At 43.1% G+C, this 18,261-nt stretch carries 15 protein-coding genes and 1 tRNA gene; 8 read left to right on the forward strand and 8 right to left on the reverse strand.

The genetic code is table 11. The annotated features are described in order from the left end of the window. Positions 1 to 168 precede the first annotated feature (168 nt). Positions 169 to 240, reverse strand: a tRNA-Arg gene (locus I5907_RS04990). An 86-nt stretch (positions 241 to 326) separates the two neighbouring features. Here I5907_RS04990 and I5907_RS04995 point away from each other — a divergent pair. Further along, positions 327 to 779, forward strand: coding sequence for a VOC family protein (locus I5907_RS04995; protein WP_196989622.1), 453 nt, complete (start codon positions 327 to 329; stop codon positions 777 to 779). A 76-nt stretch (positions 780 to 855) separates the two neighbouring features. Next, positions 856 to 1,506, forward strand: coding sequence for a tetratricopeptide repeat protein (locus I5907_RS05000; protein ID WP_196989623.1), 651 nt, complete (start codon positions 856 to 858; stop codon positions 1,504 to 1,506). 543 nt (positions 1,507 to 2,049) lie between these two features. Here I5907_RS05000 and I5907_RS05005 read toward each other — a convergent pair. After that, positions 2,050 to 3,003: a methylenetetrahydrofolate reductase gene (locus I5907_RS05005; protein WP_196989624.1), complete on the reverse strand. Its 954-nt coding sequence runs from the start codon at positions 3,001 to 3,003 to the stop codon at positions 2,050 to 2,052. 336 nt (positions 3,004 to 3,339) lie between these two features. Between I5907_RS05005 and lptB the strand changes: the two genes are divergently transcribed. Further along, positions 3,340 to 4,155, forward strand: a complete 816-nt coding sequence (gene lptB, locus I5907_RS05010) for an LPS export ABC transporter ATP-binding protein (protein ID WP_196989625.1) — start codon at positions 3,340 to 3,342, stop codon at positions 4,153 to 4,155. 117 nt (positions 4,156 to 4,272) lie between these two features. Beyond that, positions 4,273 to 5,754, forward strand: coding sequence for a GH3 auxin-responsive promoter family protein (locus tag I5907_RS05015; protein WP_231401969.1), 1,482 nt, complete (start codon positions 4,273 to 4,275; stop codon positions 5,752 to 5,754). 89 nt (positions 5,755 to 5,843) lie between these two features. Here the strand turns inward: I5907_RS05015 and I5907_RS05020 are convergent, their stop codons facing one another. From I5907_RS05020 to I5907_RS05030, 3 genes are all read right to left on the reverse strand, one after another. Then, positions 5,844 to 6,326, reverse strand: coding sequence for a DUF1203 domain-containing protein (locus I5907_RS05020; protein WP_196989627.1), 483 nt, complete (start codon positions 6,324 to 6,326; stop codon positions 5,844 to 5,846). Between the two features lie 246 nt (positions 6,327 to 6,572). Next, positions 6,573 to 7,352 carry a Bax inhibitor-1/YccA family protein gene (locus tag I5907_RS05025; protein ID WP_196989628.1) on the reverse strand — a complete coding sequence of 260 codons (780 nt, stop codon included), beginning with the start codon at positions 7,350 to 7,352 and terminating at the stop codon, positions 6,573 to 6,575. Positions 7,353 to 7,399: 47 nt separating this feature from the next. Then, the gene (locus I5907_RS05030) at positions 7,400 to 8,383 is read right to left on the reverse strand and encodes a polysaccharide deacetylase family protein (RefSeq protein ID WP_196989629.1); all 984 of its coding nucleotides are present in this window, start codon (positions 8,381 to 8,383) and stop codon (positions 7,400 to 7,402) included. Positions 8,384 to 8,465: 82 nt separating this feature from the next. Between I5907_RS05030 and I5907_RS05035 the strand changes: the two genes are divergently transcribed. After that, entirely contained in the window at positions 8,466 to 10,313 is a 1,848-nt protein-coding gene (locus I5907_RS05035; RefSeq protein WP_196989630.1) for a 2-oxoacid:acceptor oxidoreductase subunit alpha, read from the forward strand. 286 nt (positions 10,314 to 10,599) lie between these two features. On the opposite strand, the gene I5907_RS05040 is transcribed toward I5907_RS05035, so the two are convergent. The 3 genes from I5907_RS05040 to I5907_RS05050 form a co-directional block, all read right to left on the reverse strand. Continuing rightward, positions 10,600 to 11,256 (reverse strand): YiaD family glycine zipper/OmpA-like lipoprotein, encoded by a 657-nt coding sequence (locus I5907_RS05040; protein WP_196989631.1) that lies wholly within the window; start codon positions 11,254 to 11,256, stop codon positions 10,600 to 10,602. 17 nt (positions 11,257 to 11,273) lie between these two features. Continuing rightward, positions 11,274 to 12,098 (reverse strand): tetratricopeptide repeat protein, encoded by an 825-nt coding sequence (locus I5907_RS05045; RefSeq protein WP_196989632.1) that lies wholly within the window; start codon positions 12,096 to 12,098, stop codon positions 11,274 to 11,276. Positions 12,099 to 12,252: 154 nt separating this feature from the next. Then, entirely contained in the window at positions 12,253 to 13,548 is a 1,296-nt protein-coding gene (locus I5907_RS05050; RefSeq protein ID WP_196989633.1) for an aminotransferase class V-fold PLP-dependent enzyme, read from the reverse strand. Here I5907_RS05050 and I5907_RS21615 point away from each other — a divergent pair. The 3 genes from I5907_RS21615 to purU all read left to right on the forward strand — a co-directional run bounded on the left by I5907_RS21615 (position 13,522) and on the right by purU (position 18,025). Next, the gene (locus I5907_RS21615; protein ID WP_231401970.1) at positions 13,522 to 13,860 is read left to right on the forward strand and encodes a hypothetical protein; all 339 of its coding nucleotides are present in this window, start codon (positions 13,522 to 13,524) and stop codon (positions 13,858 to 13,860) included. The genes I5907_RS05050 and I5907_RS21615 overlap by 27 nt on opposite strands. A 468-nt stretch (positions 13,861 to 14,328) precedes the next feature. Next, positions 14,329 to 17,169 (forward strand): DNA polymerase I, encoded by a 2,841-nt coding sequence (gene polA, locus I5907_RS05060; protein ID WP_196989634.1) that lies wholly within the window; start codon positions 14,329 to 14,331, stop codon positions 17,167 to 17,169. A 28-nt stretch (positions 17,170 to 17,197) separates the two neighbouring features. Further along, positions 17,198 to 18,025 (forward strand): formyltetrahydrofolate deformylase, encoded by an 828-nt coding sequence (gene purU, locus I5907_RS05065; RefSeq protein ID WP_196989635.1) that lies wholly within the window; start codon positions 17,198 to 17,200, stop codon positions 18,023 to 18,025. Positions 18,026 to 18,261 lie beyond the last annotated feature (236 nt).

Raw genomic sequence — 18,261 nt, forward strand, 5'->3', positions numbered from 1 at the left:
CTTTTATATTTTCCCCGGCAAGGGCCAGGTAACGCTGTGTTAGGTTTTACATTTTAATAGTTTGCCTGCATTTGCCATTGCAAATTTAGCTCGGCAGCCTTGTAACACCTGCTATTGTAAAGTGCAGAAAAAAAAGGGTAGCAGTAGCAACCTGCATACCCTTTTTAGTAGCCCCGACAAGAATCGAACTTGTATCTAAAGTTTAGGAAACTTCTATTCTATCCATTGAACTACAGGGCCAGTGGGCAGCAAAAATAATAGTTTCCATGATTTTCAGTGCATTTTTAAAAATGAGATTACTAACTTTCCTCTCTTAAATGCTGAATATGAATAAAAGTTTGCTGGTGTTATTGATTGTCGTGTTGAGTTTTAGTACCTCCATATCATTTGCACAGCCACGTGCAGTCATAAACCATGTGGCAATTTATGTTACCGATATTCAAAAATCAGGCGATTTTTATAAAAACATTATTGGTCTCGACACCATTCCTGAACCCTTCCACGATGGCGCCCACATATGGTTGCGCATTGGTCCCGGGGCGGCCATGCATATTATCCAGGGAGCCCGGGCGCACAAGGAATATTTCAAAAATGACCATACCTGCTTCAGCGTTGCTACTGTAGATGCCTTTATTGAAGTACTTAAAAAAAATGCTATCCCTTTTGAAGATGTAAGCGGCAATAAGAATGTTTACAGCAAAAGGCCAGACGGGGTAAAACAAATCTGGTTGCAGGATCCTGACGGCTATTGGCTGGAAATCAACGATGCCAAAGATTAATAACCTCCACCGTTTGCACCAATCAGCAATGTGTACATGTTACATTCTCCTATCTTTGCGCTCCTAAAAAGCGTATATGAAGTTTTATAACCTGCTTATTAAATATAGGTTTCCGCTTAGCTTACTGGCGCTGGCGCTGGCTATTGTGGTAAATGTTTATACAAGTTTCTGGCCTTCCTTCATCTTATACTTTATTGCCGTTATTGGTTTGCTGAGTCATTTCTTTATCGGCCCGCTAAGGCTTATACAGGAGCCTATGGAATCCGGCAATGTAGAGGCGGTGGAGAAAATCCTTAACTCTATATGGTATCCCGATTTGCTTTATAAACCCATCCGTTCTACTTACTATACGGTAAAGGGTAATCTGGCTATGATGCGCCAGGATTTTGATGAAGCTGAAAAGCATTTGAAGAAAAGTACGCAGCTTGGCGCTCCTATGCCTGAAGCTGAAGGCGCCAATAAATTACAGCTTGGCATGATGGCCCTGCAAAAAGGTGATTTCAGAAATGGTGAATCTTATATACGTGCTGCAATACGTGCCGGTATTCCTGACAAGGAAAGCGAGGCGGTTGCTTACCTGAGCATGTGCCAGATTTTTATGAACAAAAGAGAATTTCGTGCAGCGAAAGACTTTTTCAGGAAGGCAAAAGCCTGTAAACCAACCACAAAGCAGGTAGTAGACCAGATAAAAGAAATTGAAAAATACATATCAAGAATGCCCGGTTAATAGATGGCTTCATCCGCTTTCCGGTTTAACAATAAAAAAGCTGAATGGGTGCATTCAGCTTTTTTGTTTCCATATTGTTCAAAGTAAAACTTATTCACCAAATGCCATAATCATAAACCAGCCGATATTAAAAATTTATAATGTGTTTTTTATTTCATGTTGTAAAGCTTCCAAACGCATCTGTTAGATAACTTTCACCAAGAGTGGTTTTTTATTAAACAAACTGTTTATGCTTTGGGAAAATCCTTTCAATTGAGCACTGCTGTCTGTGTTGGCGCCGGTTTCCATCGCGGCTTTTCTTTCAGTCTTACTTAATATTTTTAACCTGTTTTATATCCAAAAGAGACAATTTGTGTCTAATTGGGACATATAAATATTTCAATAATATTTGGCGCTGTGCATTAAGTTGCTAATTTTATGTCATCAAAATATCCAAAGTCCAATATCCAGATCCAACCTCCAATATCCAATTAGAAAAACCGAAAAACTAAAAAGTCACTACCTGATCAAAAAAGCTCCCCACCGGGAGCTTTTTTCTTTGCATTATATTATTTCCTTTACTACATCCCTTATCAGCCGGGGCTTACCCAGCGTATAGTAATGTAATACAGGTACGCCAAACTTCTTTAGTTCCCTGCTTTGGTTAATGAGCCATTCGGTTCCTACCTGTTCGCATTCTGCATCGGTTTTACATTTCATGATTTCTGTAGAAAGATCGGTTGGTATATCTACATGAAAAATCCTGGGTAAAACAGAAAGCTGTTTTTTCGTGGTAATTGGTTTTAAACCCGGTATTACCGGCACATTTATACCACTTGTTTTACACGCCTCTGCAAACGCAAAAAACTTCTGGTTGTCAAAAAACATTTGCGTCATTATATATTCGGCACCTGCATCCACTTTTTCTTTCAACCTGCGCATATCAATTTCCAGGTTAGGTGCTTCAAAATGTTTTTCGGGATAGCCCGCTACACCAATGCAAAATTTTGTCTTACCACCATCACGTATATCATCGTCTATGTAAATGCCATTGTTAAGATTGCTTACCTGTTTTAAAAGATCGATGGCATATTTATGACCATCGGGTTCAGGTTCAAAAGATGCTTCATTTTTGGCTGCATCGCCGCGTAGTGCAAGCACATTGTCTATACCCAGAAAATTAAGGTCTATGAGCGCATCTTCGGTTTCCCGCTTGGTAAAACCGCCACATATTATATGGGGTACGGCATCTACCTGGTAATGGTTCATAATTGCGGCGCAAATACCAACGGTGCCGGGTCTTTTGCGTACTTCTACTTTTTCAAAAGAACCGTCTGCGCGTTTCTTAAAAGCAGTTTCACTGCGGTGGTAAGTAACATTTATCCACGATGGTTTAAATTCCATGAGCGGATCGAGGTGGTCGTAAATCGATTGTATGCTCTTGCCCTTTAGCGGTGGAAGTATTTCGAAAGAAAGCAAAGTATCTTTCGCCTGCAGAATGTGATCGGTTACTTTCATGTGTATAATGCGCTTTAAACCCTTACCTTTTTTATTGATGAGCCCGGCATTGGAACAGGCATTTAACTGTTGTTGCGTCGCACTCTTGTACTGTTGAATATAACTCAGCAAGGCGTTGCTGAAAACAACTTTCCCGGTAACCATTCCGGGCGACCGGAACAGCTGACCAACGAACCGAACGCACAAGTGAGTGACACAACAGGCGATGCCACCAGTGCAAAAGCCCGTTACCCAAAAAAATCGCCGTGCAAAGTAATGCAAAAAACAAGTGTTAAGATGCAGATTAGTAAAGCGCTGTTCTCTTAGTTACCATATTTTTGCCCAAATAGTACAAACGTGAGCCTTGTTATTACTACCAAAGACCTGATTAAAAGTTACCGCAGCCGCACGGTTGTAGACCATGTTTCAATAGAAGTAAAACAAGGTGAGATCGTTGGTTTGCTTGGCCCAAACGGTGCAGGCAAAACCACAACGTTTTACATGGTGGTGGGGCTTATAAAACCAGACGAAGGCTCGGTGTATCTTAACCAGGAAGAAATAACCAGTCTGCCCATGTACAAAAGAGCGCAAATGGGTATTGGCTACCTGCCGCAGGAAGCCAGCGTTTTTCGCAAGCTGAGTGTAGAAGACAATATTATGGCCGTGCTGGAAATGACAAAGCTGAGCAGGCAGGAACGAAACAGTAAGCTGGAGGCTTTGCTGGATGAATTTAACCTGCACCATGTACGCAAAAACAATGGCGATAGCCTGAGCGGTGGTGAAAGAAGGAGAACAGAAATAGCCAGGGCGCTGGCAGTTGATCCAAAATTTATTTTGCTCGATGAGCCTTTTGCCGGTGTGGACCCCATTGCGGTAGAAGACATTCAAAGCGTAGTGGCCAAACTAAAATACAGGAACATTGGCATTCTTATTACGGACCATAATGTAAATGAAACGCTCTCAATCTGCGATCGTGCTTACCTGCTGATAGACGGAAAAATATTTAAGCATGGTACCGCCGAGCAACTGGCAGACGACGCACAGGTGCGCCGTCTTTACCTGGGCACCAACTTTGAGCTGAAACGTAAAGACTGGATTATTGACATGGCCAGGAAAGGTAAAGAGGGCATTACTTCTACAGATGTTATTGAAAACATGCCTGGAAAGGAGTAAATAACAGGCACACAGCTCAGTAATTTCAAAACACGTCGCAAATAGTTCGTTATTTAACCAATATTCTTTACTTTGCCTTAGTCGGCAATGAAAATCTTATCTCCCGCAATATCACGATTGGCTCGCCTCCGTTACTGGAAGATCGATCAGTGGATCACTGATCCTATTGCAGCACAGCGCGAAGTACTACAGGATCTTATTACACATGCACAGCACACAGAAATAGGCCGCAGGTACGGCTTTCATGAAATTTTTCGTGTATGCGATTTTAAAAAGCGCGTACCCATTCATGAATACGATGACCTTAAGCCCTATATAGAAAGGCTGATGAATGGCGAACAAAACCTGTTATGGGATACACCTGTTTACTGGTTTGCCAAAAGCAGCGGCACAACCAGTGAGAAAAGTAAGTTTATTCCCGTTACAGAAGAAAGCCTGGAAAACACGCATTACCAGGGTGCCAAAGATGTGCTTACGTTATACTATCAAAGCCACCCGGAGAGTGATTTGCTTACGGGCAAAGGTCTTGTTATTGGCGGCAGCCACCAGATCAATGCCATTAATGAAGACTCGCACTATGGAGACCTTAGCGCAGTTTTATTGCAGAACACACCGTTCTGGAGCACATGGATACGCACACCGGAGCTGTCGATTGCCTTAATGGATGAGTGGGAGTCAAAAATCGAAAGCCTTGCAGAATCTACCATAAACGAAAACGTTACTTCTATCTCCGGCGTACCCACATGGACGCTGGTACTTATCAAGCGCCTGCTGCAAATGAAAGGCGTAAGCACATTAAAAGAAGTGTGGCCAAATTTTGAGCTATACATTCACGGAGGTGTTTCTTTTACGCCATACCGCGAACAATTTCAAAAGCTGATGGGTGCAGACATTAACTATCTTGAAATGTACAACGCCAGCGAAGGTTTTTTTGCTGCACAGGACAACCCGCATGAAGATGGCATGCTGTTATATCTTAACCACGGAATTTTTTACGAGTTTATGCCGGTGGAAGAATATGGCAGCCAAAACCCACAAACAGTCGGTTTAAAAGATGTCACCATCGGCAAAAACTATGCACCCGTAATAAGCACCAATGGTGGCCTGTGGCGTTACCTCCTGGGCGATACCATACAATTTACCTCCCTGATTCCCTACCGCATTAAAGTAAGCGGAAGGCTTAAACACTATATCAATGCTTTTGGCGAAGAAGTCATTGTAGACAATACAGACAAAGCTATTGCAGTGGCCACCCAAAAAACAAACAGCATTGTTTCAGACTACACCGCGGCGCCTGTTTATTTTAGTGACAACAGCAATGGCGCACACGAATGGCTGATCGAGTTTGAACAAAACCCTGAAAATCTTGCCCACTTTACATACGAGCTTGACTGTGCCTTAAAATCGCTCAACAGCGATTATGAGGCAAAACGCCATAAAGACATTGCTTTACGTATGCCCCTTGTGCATGCGCTTAAACAGGGCACTTTCAACGAATGGCTGCGTTGTAAGGGCAAACTCGGTGGCCAGCATAAAGTTCCGCGCCTTTCCAACGACCGTAAATTTATTGACGAGATTATAGCCATCCACAACAAGTAAGATTATTTGCCGGGCTTTTTGTGGTACTATTAAGCTGCGGTTGTGTCACTCACTTGTACGTTCTGTTCATTGCGCAGCTATGGCCCCGGTTACTGTCTTCTTTCAATTTTGCAGATAAAGCAGCATGCCTGCGCATTGCGTGCATGAAGAAAGGCAACATCCGGCCGGCTATCGAATACGTTATTGATCAGTACTTCCACATCATCATCGCCAACAAGTTTGGTTAATACCATCATCTGTGCATCATCGTAGCCAACCAGTGTAAGCGGGAAACTCTTTTTGTTTGCTTTTATCTCAGCCGGAAAACGGTAGATATCGTTGTATGCCTCTACCTCTTTTGCATGAATAAAAACCGGCCCCGGCTGGTTATAAACATTGTCAGCCTCAAACGGGCTATGGGTAAAAAGCAGGCGATTGTCTACATTTCTTTCAAACGGCTTAAGCGATACCCTGCATGGGCCTAAACCTGTTGCCACCTTTTCTATAACGTTGTGGCCATATTGGTCTTTGCGGCTGTTGCGTATTTGCTGTGCATATGCGGCTGACAGCGGAATGATTTTAAAATTGTTCATATGTATTTATTTTCAGCAGCCAAAACTGGCACTAAACGCGGTGTATGCCAACCCGCTTCTTGCTGAAAAGTCTTTGTAATAAAAGTTTTAACCGCAGCCTGTTGTTTGCTCAGCTTCGTTGCTGAATAAAGAACCAAACGTACAAGTGAGTGACACAACAGGTGCTGCCTGTAGTACTACAGCCGGTAGCCAACAAAAAAGCCAAACAGTTATGTTTGGCTCTAAAAGATTTACTTGCAAGTATGTTTAATCTCTTCTTCCTGCAAAGCGCATGAGCAATTTGAGTATTTCAAGGTATAACCACACCATGGTTACCAGCAACCCAAAGGCGCCATACCATTCCATAAATTTTGGTGCGCCGGTTTCTGCACCTTTTTCGATCATATCAAAATCCAGGATAAGATTGAGGGCCGCTATGGCAATTACAAACAAAGAAATGCCAATGCCCAATGCACTTGAATCGTACATAAAAGGCATGTTAACGCCCACCCACCTGAGCACCATGGAAATGAGGTAAAATACCGCTATACCCATGGTTGCTGAAATGATAACAGACTTAAATTTCTCGGTTGCTTTTATAATTCGGAAGTTGTATAGGAGGAACATTGCGATGGCCACACCAAATGTTAACCCTACCGCCTGCATTACCAGGCCGGGATATCTTTCCTGGAAGGCATCGTTCACAATAGCCGACAGACCACCAATGAAGAGGCCTTCGAGCAACGCGTATGCCGGTGCCACATATGGCGACCAGTTTGGCTTGATCATGATAGCAATAACGCATGCAAGGCCACCAAACATACCAATTAAAAGAAAAGGCATTACAGATTGCGAAGCTGTTTCAATCAACACCTGGTCGTAATACCTGTTCCAGGTAAAAGCAGCGCCGCCTAGCACCATGAGTAATAAGAATCCGAATTTATTAATGGAGCCGCGTACTGTCATGGTTTCTGTAGAAAGCTCCGCAGATGATTTTCTGAAAATTTTCTCAGACAGCGTGGGGTTGCCCGATTCGAAAAGAGCCATAATGTGTAATTTTTTTGAAGATACAAATTTATGCAAAACTAAATGTGCTATTTGTTAAATGCAACGCCGGGGTAATGGTCGATTGTTTCAAAAACGTTGCGCGGATCCTGCCTGAGCAAGGCAATAAATTTATACAGCGAATCTGCGTACTGAGGTTTTTCAAACATCCTGTCGTGCGCAAGCACTACAACATGGTTACGTGTAAATGCTTCATGGTGGTCAAAAGCCAAATTCACTTCCCTGACCATTTCTGTCGTGCTTTGTATGGGTGTTGCACCGTTTTTAAAGTTCCATACCACATCCCACCCGATTGCTTTGTACCCAACGGAGTCTGCAGCCTGGCAAAATGCCCTGGTAAGTTGCGGGCTGCGGTATTTGCCGCCGATAGCCCATGAGTTATTGGCGGGCGTTCTAAAAATTTTCAGCGGTACCCGCAGGCTGTCCTGTGCTGCAGCAAGGTCTGCTAAAGCAGAATCCGGCTTTCCGTAAAAAAGCTTATACTTATTGTGGTATGCATGTGTATACGTATGGTTACACAGCAGGAACTGGGGATAAGCATTTCTTATTGTATCAACATTCAGCCGGGCCCTTTTTTCCATGCCCTGTATGCCGATCATAAAAAAACTTGCTTTTACACCGAGGCTCCTGAGTATATGGTAGCACTTCATGGTGCCATGCTGGGGACCATCATCGAGCGTAATGTAGATATAACGCTTACCGGTATCGTAGCTAATGGAATTATCGGGCGTTTCTTTTGATGTTAGCAAAGAATCTTTCCTTGAATAACTGCTGTCCTGGTTAAAAGGTTGCGATAGTTTTTTGTTGGTGCAGCCTGTAACCAGGCTGATAAAAGAGAAGTAGAAGGTTGCTATCAAAATCCTGCTACACCTGCCGGTGCCATCGTCCATAAGTATTGAAATAATTCTTACACAAATATAGATGGAGGTATATGGAAGAATAATACCGGCAATGCTTAATTCTATATTAATTCTGCAGTGATTGAAACAATCCTTTTCGATAAACGTAACCATTCACAACCGGCAACCTTTTTTTACTTACAACCATTAACTTTGCAACACACCACTCTAACGATTCTTCTAAAATTCTGATTCAATGGACAAACAACAGGTACTACTTAGTGATGTAGTGATAAAATTTGCAGGTGACAGCGGAGATGGCATGCAGCTAACGGGTGCTCAGTTTACCAATAGCACAGCTTTGCTTGGCATCGACCTTGCAACGTTCCCGGATTTTCCGGCGGAGATCCGTGCGCCGATTGGTACCGTTCCTGGTGTTAGTGGTTTTCAGTTACGGTTTTCCAGTGAGCAGGTATACACACCCGGCGATCTTTGCGATGTGCTCGTGGCAATGAACGCCGCAGCACTGAAAGTAAATATCAAGGCACTTAAGCCAGGTGGTAAGATCATTATCAATACAGATGGTTTCGATGCAAAAAATCTTCGCCTTGCCAATTACCCTGATGGTGTAAACCCCCTGGAAGACGGCAGCCTTGACAGCTTCGAAACAATAAGGATGGACGTAACCAAAATGACGAGGGAAGCACTGAAAGAATTCGGCGACCTTGGCATTAAAGAAAAAGACCGCGCAAAAAATATGTTTGTGCTGGGCTTTTTGTACTGGATGTATAACCGCTCTCTTGATACTACCATTAACTTTCTTACAGACAAGTTTAAGAAGAAAGAAACCATTCTTCAGAGTAATATAAAGGCACTGCAGGCGGGCTATAATTTTGGCGATACTACAGAAACATTTAGTACGAGATATGTAGTAGAAAAAGCGAAACTGCCATCCGGTACTTATCGTAGTATCATGGGCAACCAGGCACTTGCTTATGGGCTCGTGGCCGCATCACAAAAAAGTAACCTTCCACTGTTTTTAGGTTCTTACCCAATTACACCTGCATCAGATATTTTACACGAGCTAAGTAAGTATAAGACATTTGGTGTACGAACTTTCCAGGCAGAAGATGAAATTGCAGCCATCGCATCGGCCATTGGTGCTGCGTACGGTGGCAGCATTGGTCTAACTACCACTTCCGGGCCTGGCATGGCACTAAAAGCAGAGGCCATGGGTCTGGCTGTTATGCTCGAAATTCCTTTGATCATTGTTGATGTTCAGCGCGGTGGGCCTTCTACCGGTTTGCCTACCAAAACAGAACAAAGCGATTTGTTACAAGCCTATTATGGCCGCAACGGAGAATGCCCCATGCCGGTAATTGCTTCCAGCACGCCCAGCGATTGTTTTGAGGTTGCATTTGAAGCGGTAAGAATTTCTGTACAGCACATGACGCCTGTTATCATATTGAGCGATGGTTACATTGCAAATGGTGCAGAACCCTGGCGCTTTCCACAGGCGGCGGACCTGCCCGAAATTAAAGCTACCTTCAAAAAAGGGCTCGATGAAGGAGAAGAAAAATTCCTGCCTTATAAACGAGACGAAAAACTTGTTCGCCCATGGGCTATACCAGGTGTGGCAGGCCTGGAACACCGCATCGGCGGACTGGAAAAACAGGATGTAACAGGTAACGTAAACTATGAGCCCGAAAATCACCAGCATATGGTGTTTACCAGGCAGGCCAAAGTAGACAGGATTGCGCAGTACCTGCCGGATCAGCACTTAGACAGCGGTAAAGAAAAAGGGAAAGTGTTGGTACTTGGTTGGGGTAGTACTTATGGCGCTATAAAGAGCGCTGTTATGCAGTTGCAGATAGAAGGGTATGAAGTAAGCCACGCACACCTCCGTTATATCAGGCCTTTCCCGAAAAACCTTGGCGAAATACTCAAAAATTTCGAACACGTAATTATACCCGAGATCAATAACGGGCAGTTGGTAAAGATCATTCGTGATCAATTCTTTGTAGATGCAAAACCATACAATAAAATAATGGGCATACCTATCACAAAAACAGAGCTGGTAGATTTTCTCAAAAAATTCTTATAAAGACCATCACTTCATAAAAAAAATCCCGTTCATGCCAGTACGGGATTTTTTTATGTACCCGGCATTTGTTTTTCAATGATGCTTTTGTTGCGTCGCACACTTCAACTGCATATCGCTGCGGAGCAGCTCCGGTGCTGTTCTGTGGAAATAATACAAGCTGTGCTTAAGAAACTTTTTGTTATGAAGTCTTTTATATTTTCATTAGTTTCTTCTTGTATGCAGGATAAGCTAATAAAAAAAGCGGGCTTCTTAAGCCCGCTTTCCAAACCATGTTTGTCATTAATTATTATTGTCCAACCTGCCCGTCAGATGCATCTTTTTTCAGTTGGTCATTGGCAAAAATAGCCAACTCCACACGGCGGTTTTTTACGCGGTTACTATCGCTGTCGTTAGGATATTTGGGCTGTGTTTCTCCATACCATTTTACAGAAAACCTGCCTGCATTAATACCTTTGGCCGTAAGATAGCTGCTTACTGCTTTCGCTCTTTTCTCAGAAAGCGACATGTTGAATTCATCAGAACCTGTATCATCTGTATGTCCTTCTACAAGAATATTAGTTTCAGGATATTCAAGAAAGACGCCGGAAAGTTTATCAAGATCTGCCCTGGCATCTGTACTTAATTCCGCAGAATTAATTTTAAACAACAGTGCAGAATTAAAAGTCATTTCAATGCCCTCTCCTACACGTGTTACTTCTGCATCAGGAATCGCTTTTTTAATAGCTTCTGCCTGCTTATCCATATGCCTGCCAATCGCATAACCGGCCGCACCGCCAACTGCTGCACCAATAATAGCACCTGCGGCAGTATTCTTAAATATCAGGCCACCGGCCACGCCGCCGGCCACGGCACCTATACCGGTACCTTTTTGCGAGTTATTCAAACTTTTACATGATGACAGCATCATGGCAGTAGCAGCAAACAGTATTGTTATTTTTTTCATGATAATGGTATTAAGTATTATTTACAAAGAGAAAGTTCCAGTAGATCCATGTTTACATCTTTCACACCTTTTGCCTTTGCTTTGGCAATCTCGCCGCATAAGATTTGCTTGTCCGGCTGAGACAACCTGCGTGCAAGCTCTTTGGTATCAGCAGTGGCATATTTTTCCTGGTAAGATTTAATATAAGTAAAGGCCTTTGCCTTCCATGCTTCGTAGTCATCTTTTCCTTTCGCAATAGCAAAATCATAATCAGCAATCGCACCCTTAAAATCTTTTTGTGCAGTTTTTATATCTCCCCGCAACATGTAAAAACCAACATTGCTTTCATCGAGTTTTATGGCTTGCTCTATATTGTTCACTGCATCCGTGTACATGTTTTGCTTCAGGTCTATCTCTGCAATCTTTGCATAAATGGTAGCCCGGTCCTTTACATTTTGATTTTTTTGTGTAAGGTCAATAATAGCAGCAAAACTTGCTTTTGCATCAGCAGATTTCTTTAAACCCAGTTCTGCATTTGCCTTTTCAAAATAATTATCGATGCTGGCTTTATTAATAGCAAGGCCCTGGTTTGCAGCTTCGAGTGCCTGTGTATATTGCTGCATTCCATTTAACGCCGCAGCTTTACCTGCATAACCTTTCTCTTTTGCGTCATAGGCTTTGCATTGGTCAAGTACCTGGTTAAACTGATCCAAGGCTTTGCTGTACTCCCCAGCCTTGTTAGCCCGCTGCCCGGCTTCTATTGCATTGTAACACCCGTTTGTCATAGTTACCAATCCACTTCTGCACGATGGTGCTGCAGAAGAGATCATAAAAGCCAATAACAAAATCCGATAGTTTTTCATGTGTCTAAAAATTAGGTTGCAAAAGTATATATATCGATTATTCAAATGCAGTTTTAATTATATATGTTTCCAGGTTTCCGTAGCATCTACAGGCAATTTTATTGCCATTTTATTCACTGAAGTATTGTTTTAATGCACAGCGCGCTTCCCACGCCTATTTTGCCTGCCCTGCAAGCTTGCTTATAGCTGTTACCAGTATATCCAGCTCTTTTGTAGTGGTGTAAATATGTGGTGTTACCCGTATACAATCAAGCTGCTCCCAAATAATCGGTACAGTATGAATCTTATATTCTTCAAACAGCCTTTTATCAACTGCTATTGCATTCATGCCTTTAATACCTAAACCGCATATAGCACAGGAATAGGCTGGTTTAAGCGACGTGTGTAATATAACCCCTGGTATATCTTTTACTTTTTCTGCCCAGTAGTTTTTCAGGTACCTGATGCGCTCTTCTTTGCGCCTTGCGCCAATCGCATTGTGAAAATTGATCGCTTCGCCAATGCCCTGCTCAATAGGAAAGCTTCTTGTACCCAGCGTTTCAAACTTTCGTATATCGTTGCTTCGTGGCTTGTCGTTACACACCAGCGGCCATATCTTTTCAATATGTTGTTTTTTTATCCAAAGCATGCCGCTGCCTATGGGCGCACTTAAAAATTTATGCAGGCTTGTACCGAAGTAATCGCATTCGAGATCGGGTATCTTATAATCAAGTAATCCAAAGCCGTGCGCACTATCGCAGATTACCTCAATACCATGTGCATGCGCCATACGGGCAATTTTTTTTACAGGCATTATCTGCCCAACCCAGTTTATAACATGCGTTATATGAATGATTTTTGTTTTAGTGGTTATGGCCTGTTCGTAAGCAGTAACAATTTCCTCGTCATTTTCTATGGGAAAGCTAAAATTCAGTTGTTTGTATATGATCCCTTCCCTCGCAGCCCGTTGTTTCCAGGCATTTATCATATTGGGATAGTCGAACTTACAGCCAATTACCTCGTCGCCGGCTTTCAGGTCCAGGCCAAAAATAACCGTGTTCAACGCTTCCGTTGCATTCCTGTTAATGGCAATTTCCTCCGCATCGCACCCGCCAAGCTCTGCCAGCTTTTGTCGCAATGGTTCCCGCCCCATGTCCAGTATACGCCACATAAAATATGATGGTCCTTCATTGCTGAGTTTATTGTAACGTTCAACAGCCTCCTGTACAATACGCGGAGAAGGGCTAACACCACCATTGTTCAGGTTAATGATATTCGGGTTAACGGTAAATGACTGCCGGATGAAAGACCAGTAATCTTCATCCTGTACCAGTTCACCAGCAGGCACACCTGCAACCGATGTGTTGAGCCTGTTAAAGCCTTTCGCCAGCACCTGGTTAAACAGGCTGGATGCTGAAAATGCACCGGCTGTAAAAGCCACCTGTTGAATAAAATTTCTGCGGTTTGCCACTTGCTTTTTTTAAGAGTTAAGATAATCTATTTAGTCGTTATGCCTGTATCTTTGCACAGTAATTTGACGAAGATGAAAAAGAGGTTTGCAATATTTATTTTTGTGCTGTTTGTTGGATTATTTGCCGGCATGCAGTTACAGGCACAATGTTCTATCTGCACCAAGACTGCCTCACAGTTAGGTGAAAAACCTGCCAAAGGTTTAAATGCAGGCATTGTTTATTTAATGTTTACCCCACTCGCCATTGCAGGCTTTATTGGCTACCGCTGGTGGCAAAGAGAGAAGCTTGTTACAGCACAGGACAATCAATAATTTTTTTTGGTACCCGGCAGTTGTTTTTCAATGATGCTGCTGTTGCGTCGCACACTTGTACTGCATAACCGTATGCAGCTCTGGCGATCACTTTACGGCGCTTGTGAATGGTGAATTATGAATGGTGAGACATGAAACGAAAACCGCGAAATGATTTTTATTCAAATGACCAAACTGCTATTATGCAACAGGCTGGTGCAACCACCAGGCTGAAGCCACAGAAGCACAAAGCTTCATCAGGACAAAAGAACTGTAACTACCTGGAAAAACAAATCACGGTCTGCAACGAAGCGCATTTACTGTACGCACAAAAACAATTTACTGAATTGTAGCAAGGCCGCACCCTTGCTGCATAAAGAACAGAACGTACAAGTGAGTGACACAACAGGCGATGATAGCAGCACTACCGCCGGCTAACAAAAACATTCTGCGCTTTTGTTCAAGGTGTGAATTCCCTACCTTAGCTGCATGGCTAAAAAACTCTTTTTACTGGATGCATATGCACTCATCTTCCGTGCATATTATGCACTCATCCGTAACCCGCGCATTACCTCGAAAGGAATAAACACCAATGCACAATTTGGTTTTACCAATACATTGTTTGACCTGATCAATAAAGAAAAGCCATCGCACATGGCCGTGTGTTTTGATGTGGAAGGTGTAACCGAAAGACATACTGATTTTGCTGACTATAAAGCCAACAGGCAGGAAACACCCGAAGACCTTACAGCAGCAATTCCTTTTATCAAAAAAATTATTGAAGGTTTTAATATTCCCGTAATTGGTGTGGCAGGTTATGAAGCAGATGATGTGATTGGCACACTGGCGTGGCAGGCGCATGATGCAGGTTATGATGTGTATATGGTAACACCAGATAAAGATTACGGGCAGTTGGTAAGAGACGGCATTTTTATTTACAAGCCCGGCTACCAGGGCGGTGATGTGGAAATAATGGGCCCGAAAGAAGTGTGCGCAAAATGGGATATTGAAAGAGTTGAGCAGGTAGTGGACATTCTTGGTTTAATGGGTGATGCGGTAGACAATATTCCCGGCATTGCAGGAGTGGGCGAAAAAACAGCAGCCAAACTGCTGAAAGAATATGGCAATGTAGAGACAATATTGGAAAACGCCGATAAGATAAAAGGTGCATTGGGTGAAAAAGTGCGTAACGGAAAAGACAGTGCCATACTCAGTAAAAAGCTGGCGAGGATTATTACAAGTGCGCCGGTTGAATTTCATGAAGAACAATTCTGTTTAAAAGAATGGAACAAACCGGCACTGATTGAAGTGTTTACTGAGCTTGAATTTAAAACACTGGGCAAGCGAATTCTGGGTGAAGAATTCAATGTCTTTCAGACTGCACCGCAAGGAGTACAAACTGACCTGTTTGGTAACGTGGTGGAACAGTCACAGAATGACAAGGCGAAAGCAAAGACACCGAAAGAAGAAGCCACGGCTGCCACAGAAGAACCTTCGGGCTTTGGGGCTGACAAAAACATTCACAACACACCACACACTTACATACTTGCAGACACAGAAGAGAAGATCACTGCACTGGTAAAAGAATTAGCTGCACAACAGGAAATTTGTTTTGATACAGAAACAACCGGTATAGATGCAAACGATGCAGAACTCGTGGGGCTGAGTTTTGCTTACAAACCTTTTGAAGCGTATTATGTGCCTTGCCCTGCAGACGGGCAGGCCACAAAAAAAATATTGTCGCTTTTCGCGCCTTTGTTTGATGCTGAAAATATTACCTGGATTGGGCAGAATGTGAAGTACGACATGCTTATACTTAAATGGTACGGTATTGAAATAAAAGGCGGCATTTACGATACCATGCTGGCACACTATGTAATTGAGCCCGAAGGCAGGCGCAGCATGGATTTGCTAAGCGCACAATACCTCGGCTACGAACCTGTACACATAGAAGAGCTGATAGGAAAAAAAGGTAAAAACCAGGGCAATATGCGCGATGTGGCAATTGAAAAGATAAAAGATTACGCTGCAGAAGATGCTGACATTACCTTGCAACTAAAACATGCATTACACCCCGGCCTCCAGGAAAAAGCGGTAGAACGTGTATTTTATGAAGTAGAAAACCCGCTGGTAAAAGTGCTGACAGATATGGAGTTTGAAGGTATAAGGATTGACCAGGCATTTCTCGCAGATTATTCCAGGCAACTGGAGCATGATGCAAGACTTGCCGAAGAGAATGTGTATGCCGGCGCAGGTGTAAAGTTTAACTTGTCTTCTCCTAAACAGTTAGGCGAGGTGCTGTTTGAAAAACTGAAACTCGACCCCAAAGCGAAGAAAACAAAAACAGGGCAGTATGCAACCGGCGAAGATGTGTTGCTGAAACTATCGCATACCAACCCGATTGTAGCAGATATTCTTGTTTACCGCGAACTTACCAAACTTAAATCTACTTACGTGGATGCACTGCCTTTGCTGGTTAACAGAAAAACAGGGCGGGTGCATACCTCATATGCACAGGCGGTGGCTGTTACGGGCAGGCTGAGCAGCAATAACCCCAACCTGCAGAATATACCCATACGTACAGACCGCGGCAGGGAAATACGCAAAGCGTTTATACCAAGAGATGAGCAACATATATTGATGAGCGCCGACTATTCTCAAATTGAATTGCGTATCGTAGCTGCCATTAGCGGAGACCCGAATATGTGTGAAGCTTTCAGGAGCGGCACAGATATTCATACAGCAACGGCTGCAAAAGTATACAACATTGCAACCGGGGAAGTAACCAAAGAAATGCGCTACAAAGCAAAGAGTGTAAACTTTGGTATTATCTATGGCCAGGGGGCCTTTGGCCTGGCCGATAATCTTGGCATAAGCAGAGCAGAAGCAAAAGAGATCATTGATAATTACAAAAAAGAATTCAATGGTATTACCAAATATATGGATGATACCATAAACTTTGCCAGGGAGCATGGTTATGTACAAACACTGATGGGGCGCAAGCGCTGGCTGAGAGATATCAATTCATCCAACTTTACCGTGCGTGGTTTTGCAGAACGCAACGCTATTAACTCGCCCATACAGGGAACAGCCGCAGACATGATTAAGCTGGCGATGATCAAAATTCATGCTGCCATGAAGAAAGAAAAGCTGAAAAGCAAAATGCTTTTACAGGTGCATGATGAACTTGTGTTTGATGCGCTGAAAGAAGAGATGGACACACTGAAACCTCTGATACTTGAAAATATGAAAGCAGCATTGCCACTGCCAAACGATGTACCGGTAGAAGCAGAAGTTGGTTTTGGTGTAAACTGGCTCGAGGCACATTAAGACAATAAACGGCACAAACCACAACAGCATGATCATTGTTATTCAGTGTAAAGACCAGGTAGGCCTGGTAGCTGCTATATCTGGTGTACTGGCAGAGCAAAAGATCAACATTATTTCTATGCGGGAGCATGTTGATAAAGTAGAGAACCGCTTCTTTATGCGTGTTGAAATAGAATCTCACAACAACGCTACAGCACTGGAAGCTATGTTGCAAAAGGTTTTACCGCCAGATGCGTTTATAAAAGCAGACCCTACGCCCGAAAAAAAGATCGTTATACTGGTTACAAAAGAATACCATTGCCTGGGCGATATTCTTTTACGCAATCATTTTCAAACCCTTGGTGCGGCTGTCCAATGTGTAATTGGCAACCATGATACACTGGAAAATATCTGTAACCGTTTCGGTATTGCGTTTCATTGTATTTCGCACGAAGCAAAAGATAAACACGCGTTTGAAGAAGAGCTACGCAACACCATTAACAACTACAGCTTTGACTACATTGTGCTGGCCAAATTCATGCGTATTCTTTCGCCGGATTTTGTAGAGCATTTCCCTACGCAGATCATAAACATTCATCATTCTTTCCTGCCTGCCTTTATTGGTGCAAACCCATACCGGAAAGCGTTTGAGCGTGGTGTAAAGCTCATTGGCGCTACTGCACATTTTGTAACCAACGACCTCGATGAAGGCCCGATAATTGCCCAGCAAATTATTCCAGTTAACCACTCTTTTACCGCCAACGGCATGATGAAAGCAGGCAAAGACATTGAAACCGCGGTATTGGCAAAAGCCCTGCAACTGGTATTTGACGACCGCGTTTTTGTGTACAAAAATAAAACGGTGGTCTTCGAATAATCATACGTGCATTGTAAGAAATAAACACACGCATGCTGAGGTTGCCTTCCCGGTCTTGCTCTAATAAAAGTTTTTAACGCATGTTACCAGCAGTGGTTTTTTATGGCATCACCTGTTGTGTCACTCACTTGTGCGTTCCGTTTTCATGGCATCTGCAGCGATCTGCTTTTACAAACAGCGTACTGCGCCGAAACATTTTAAACACGTATTTTTTTGTGGCCCTTAACCACTTATAT

The sequence above is a fragment of the Panacibacter microcysteis genome, from assembly GCF_015831355.1.
Taxonomy (GTDB): domain Bacteria; phylum Bacteroidota; class Bacteroidia; order Chitinophagales; family Chitinophagaceae; genus Panacibacter; species Panacibacter microcysteis.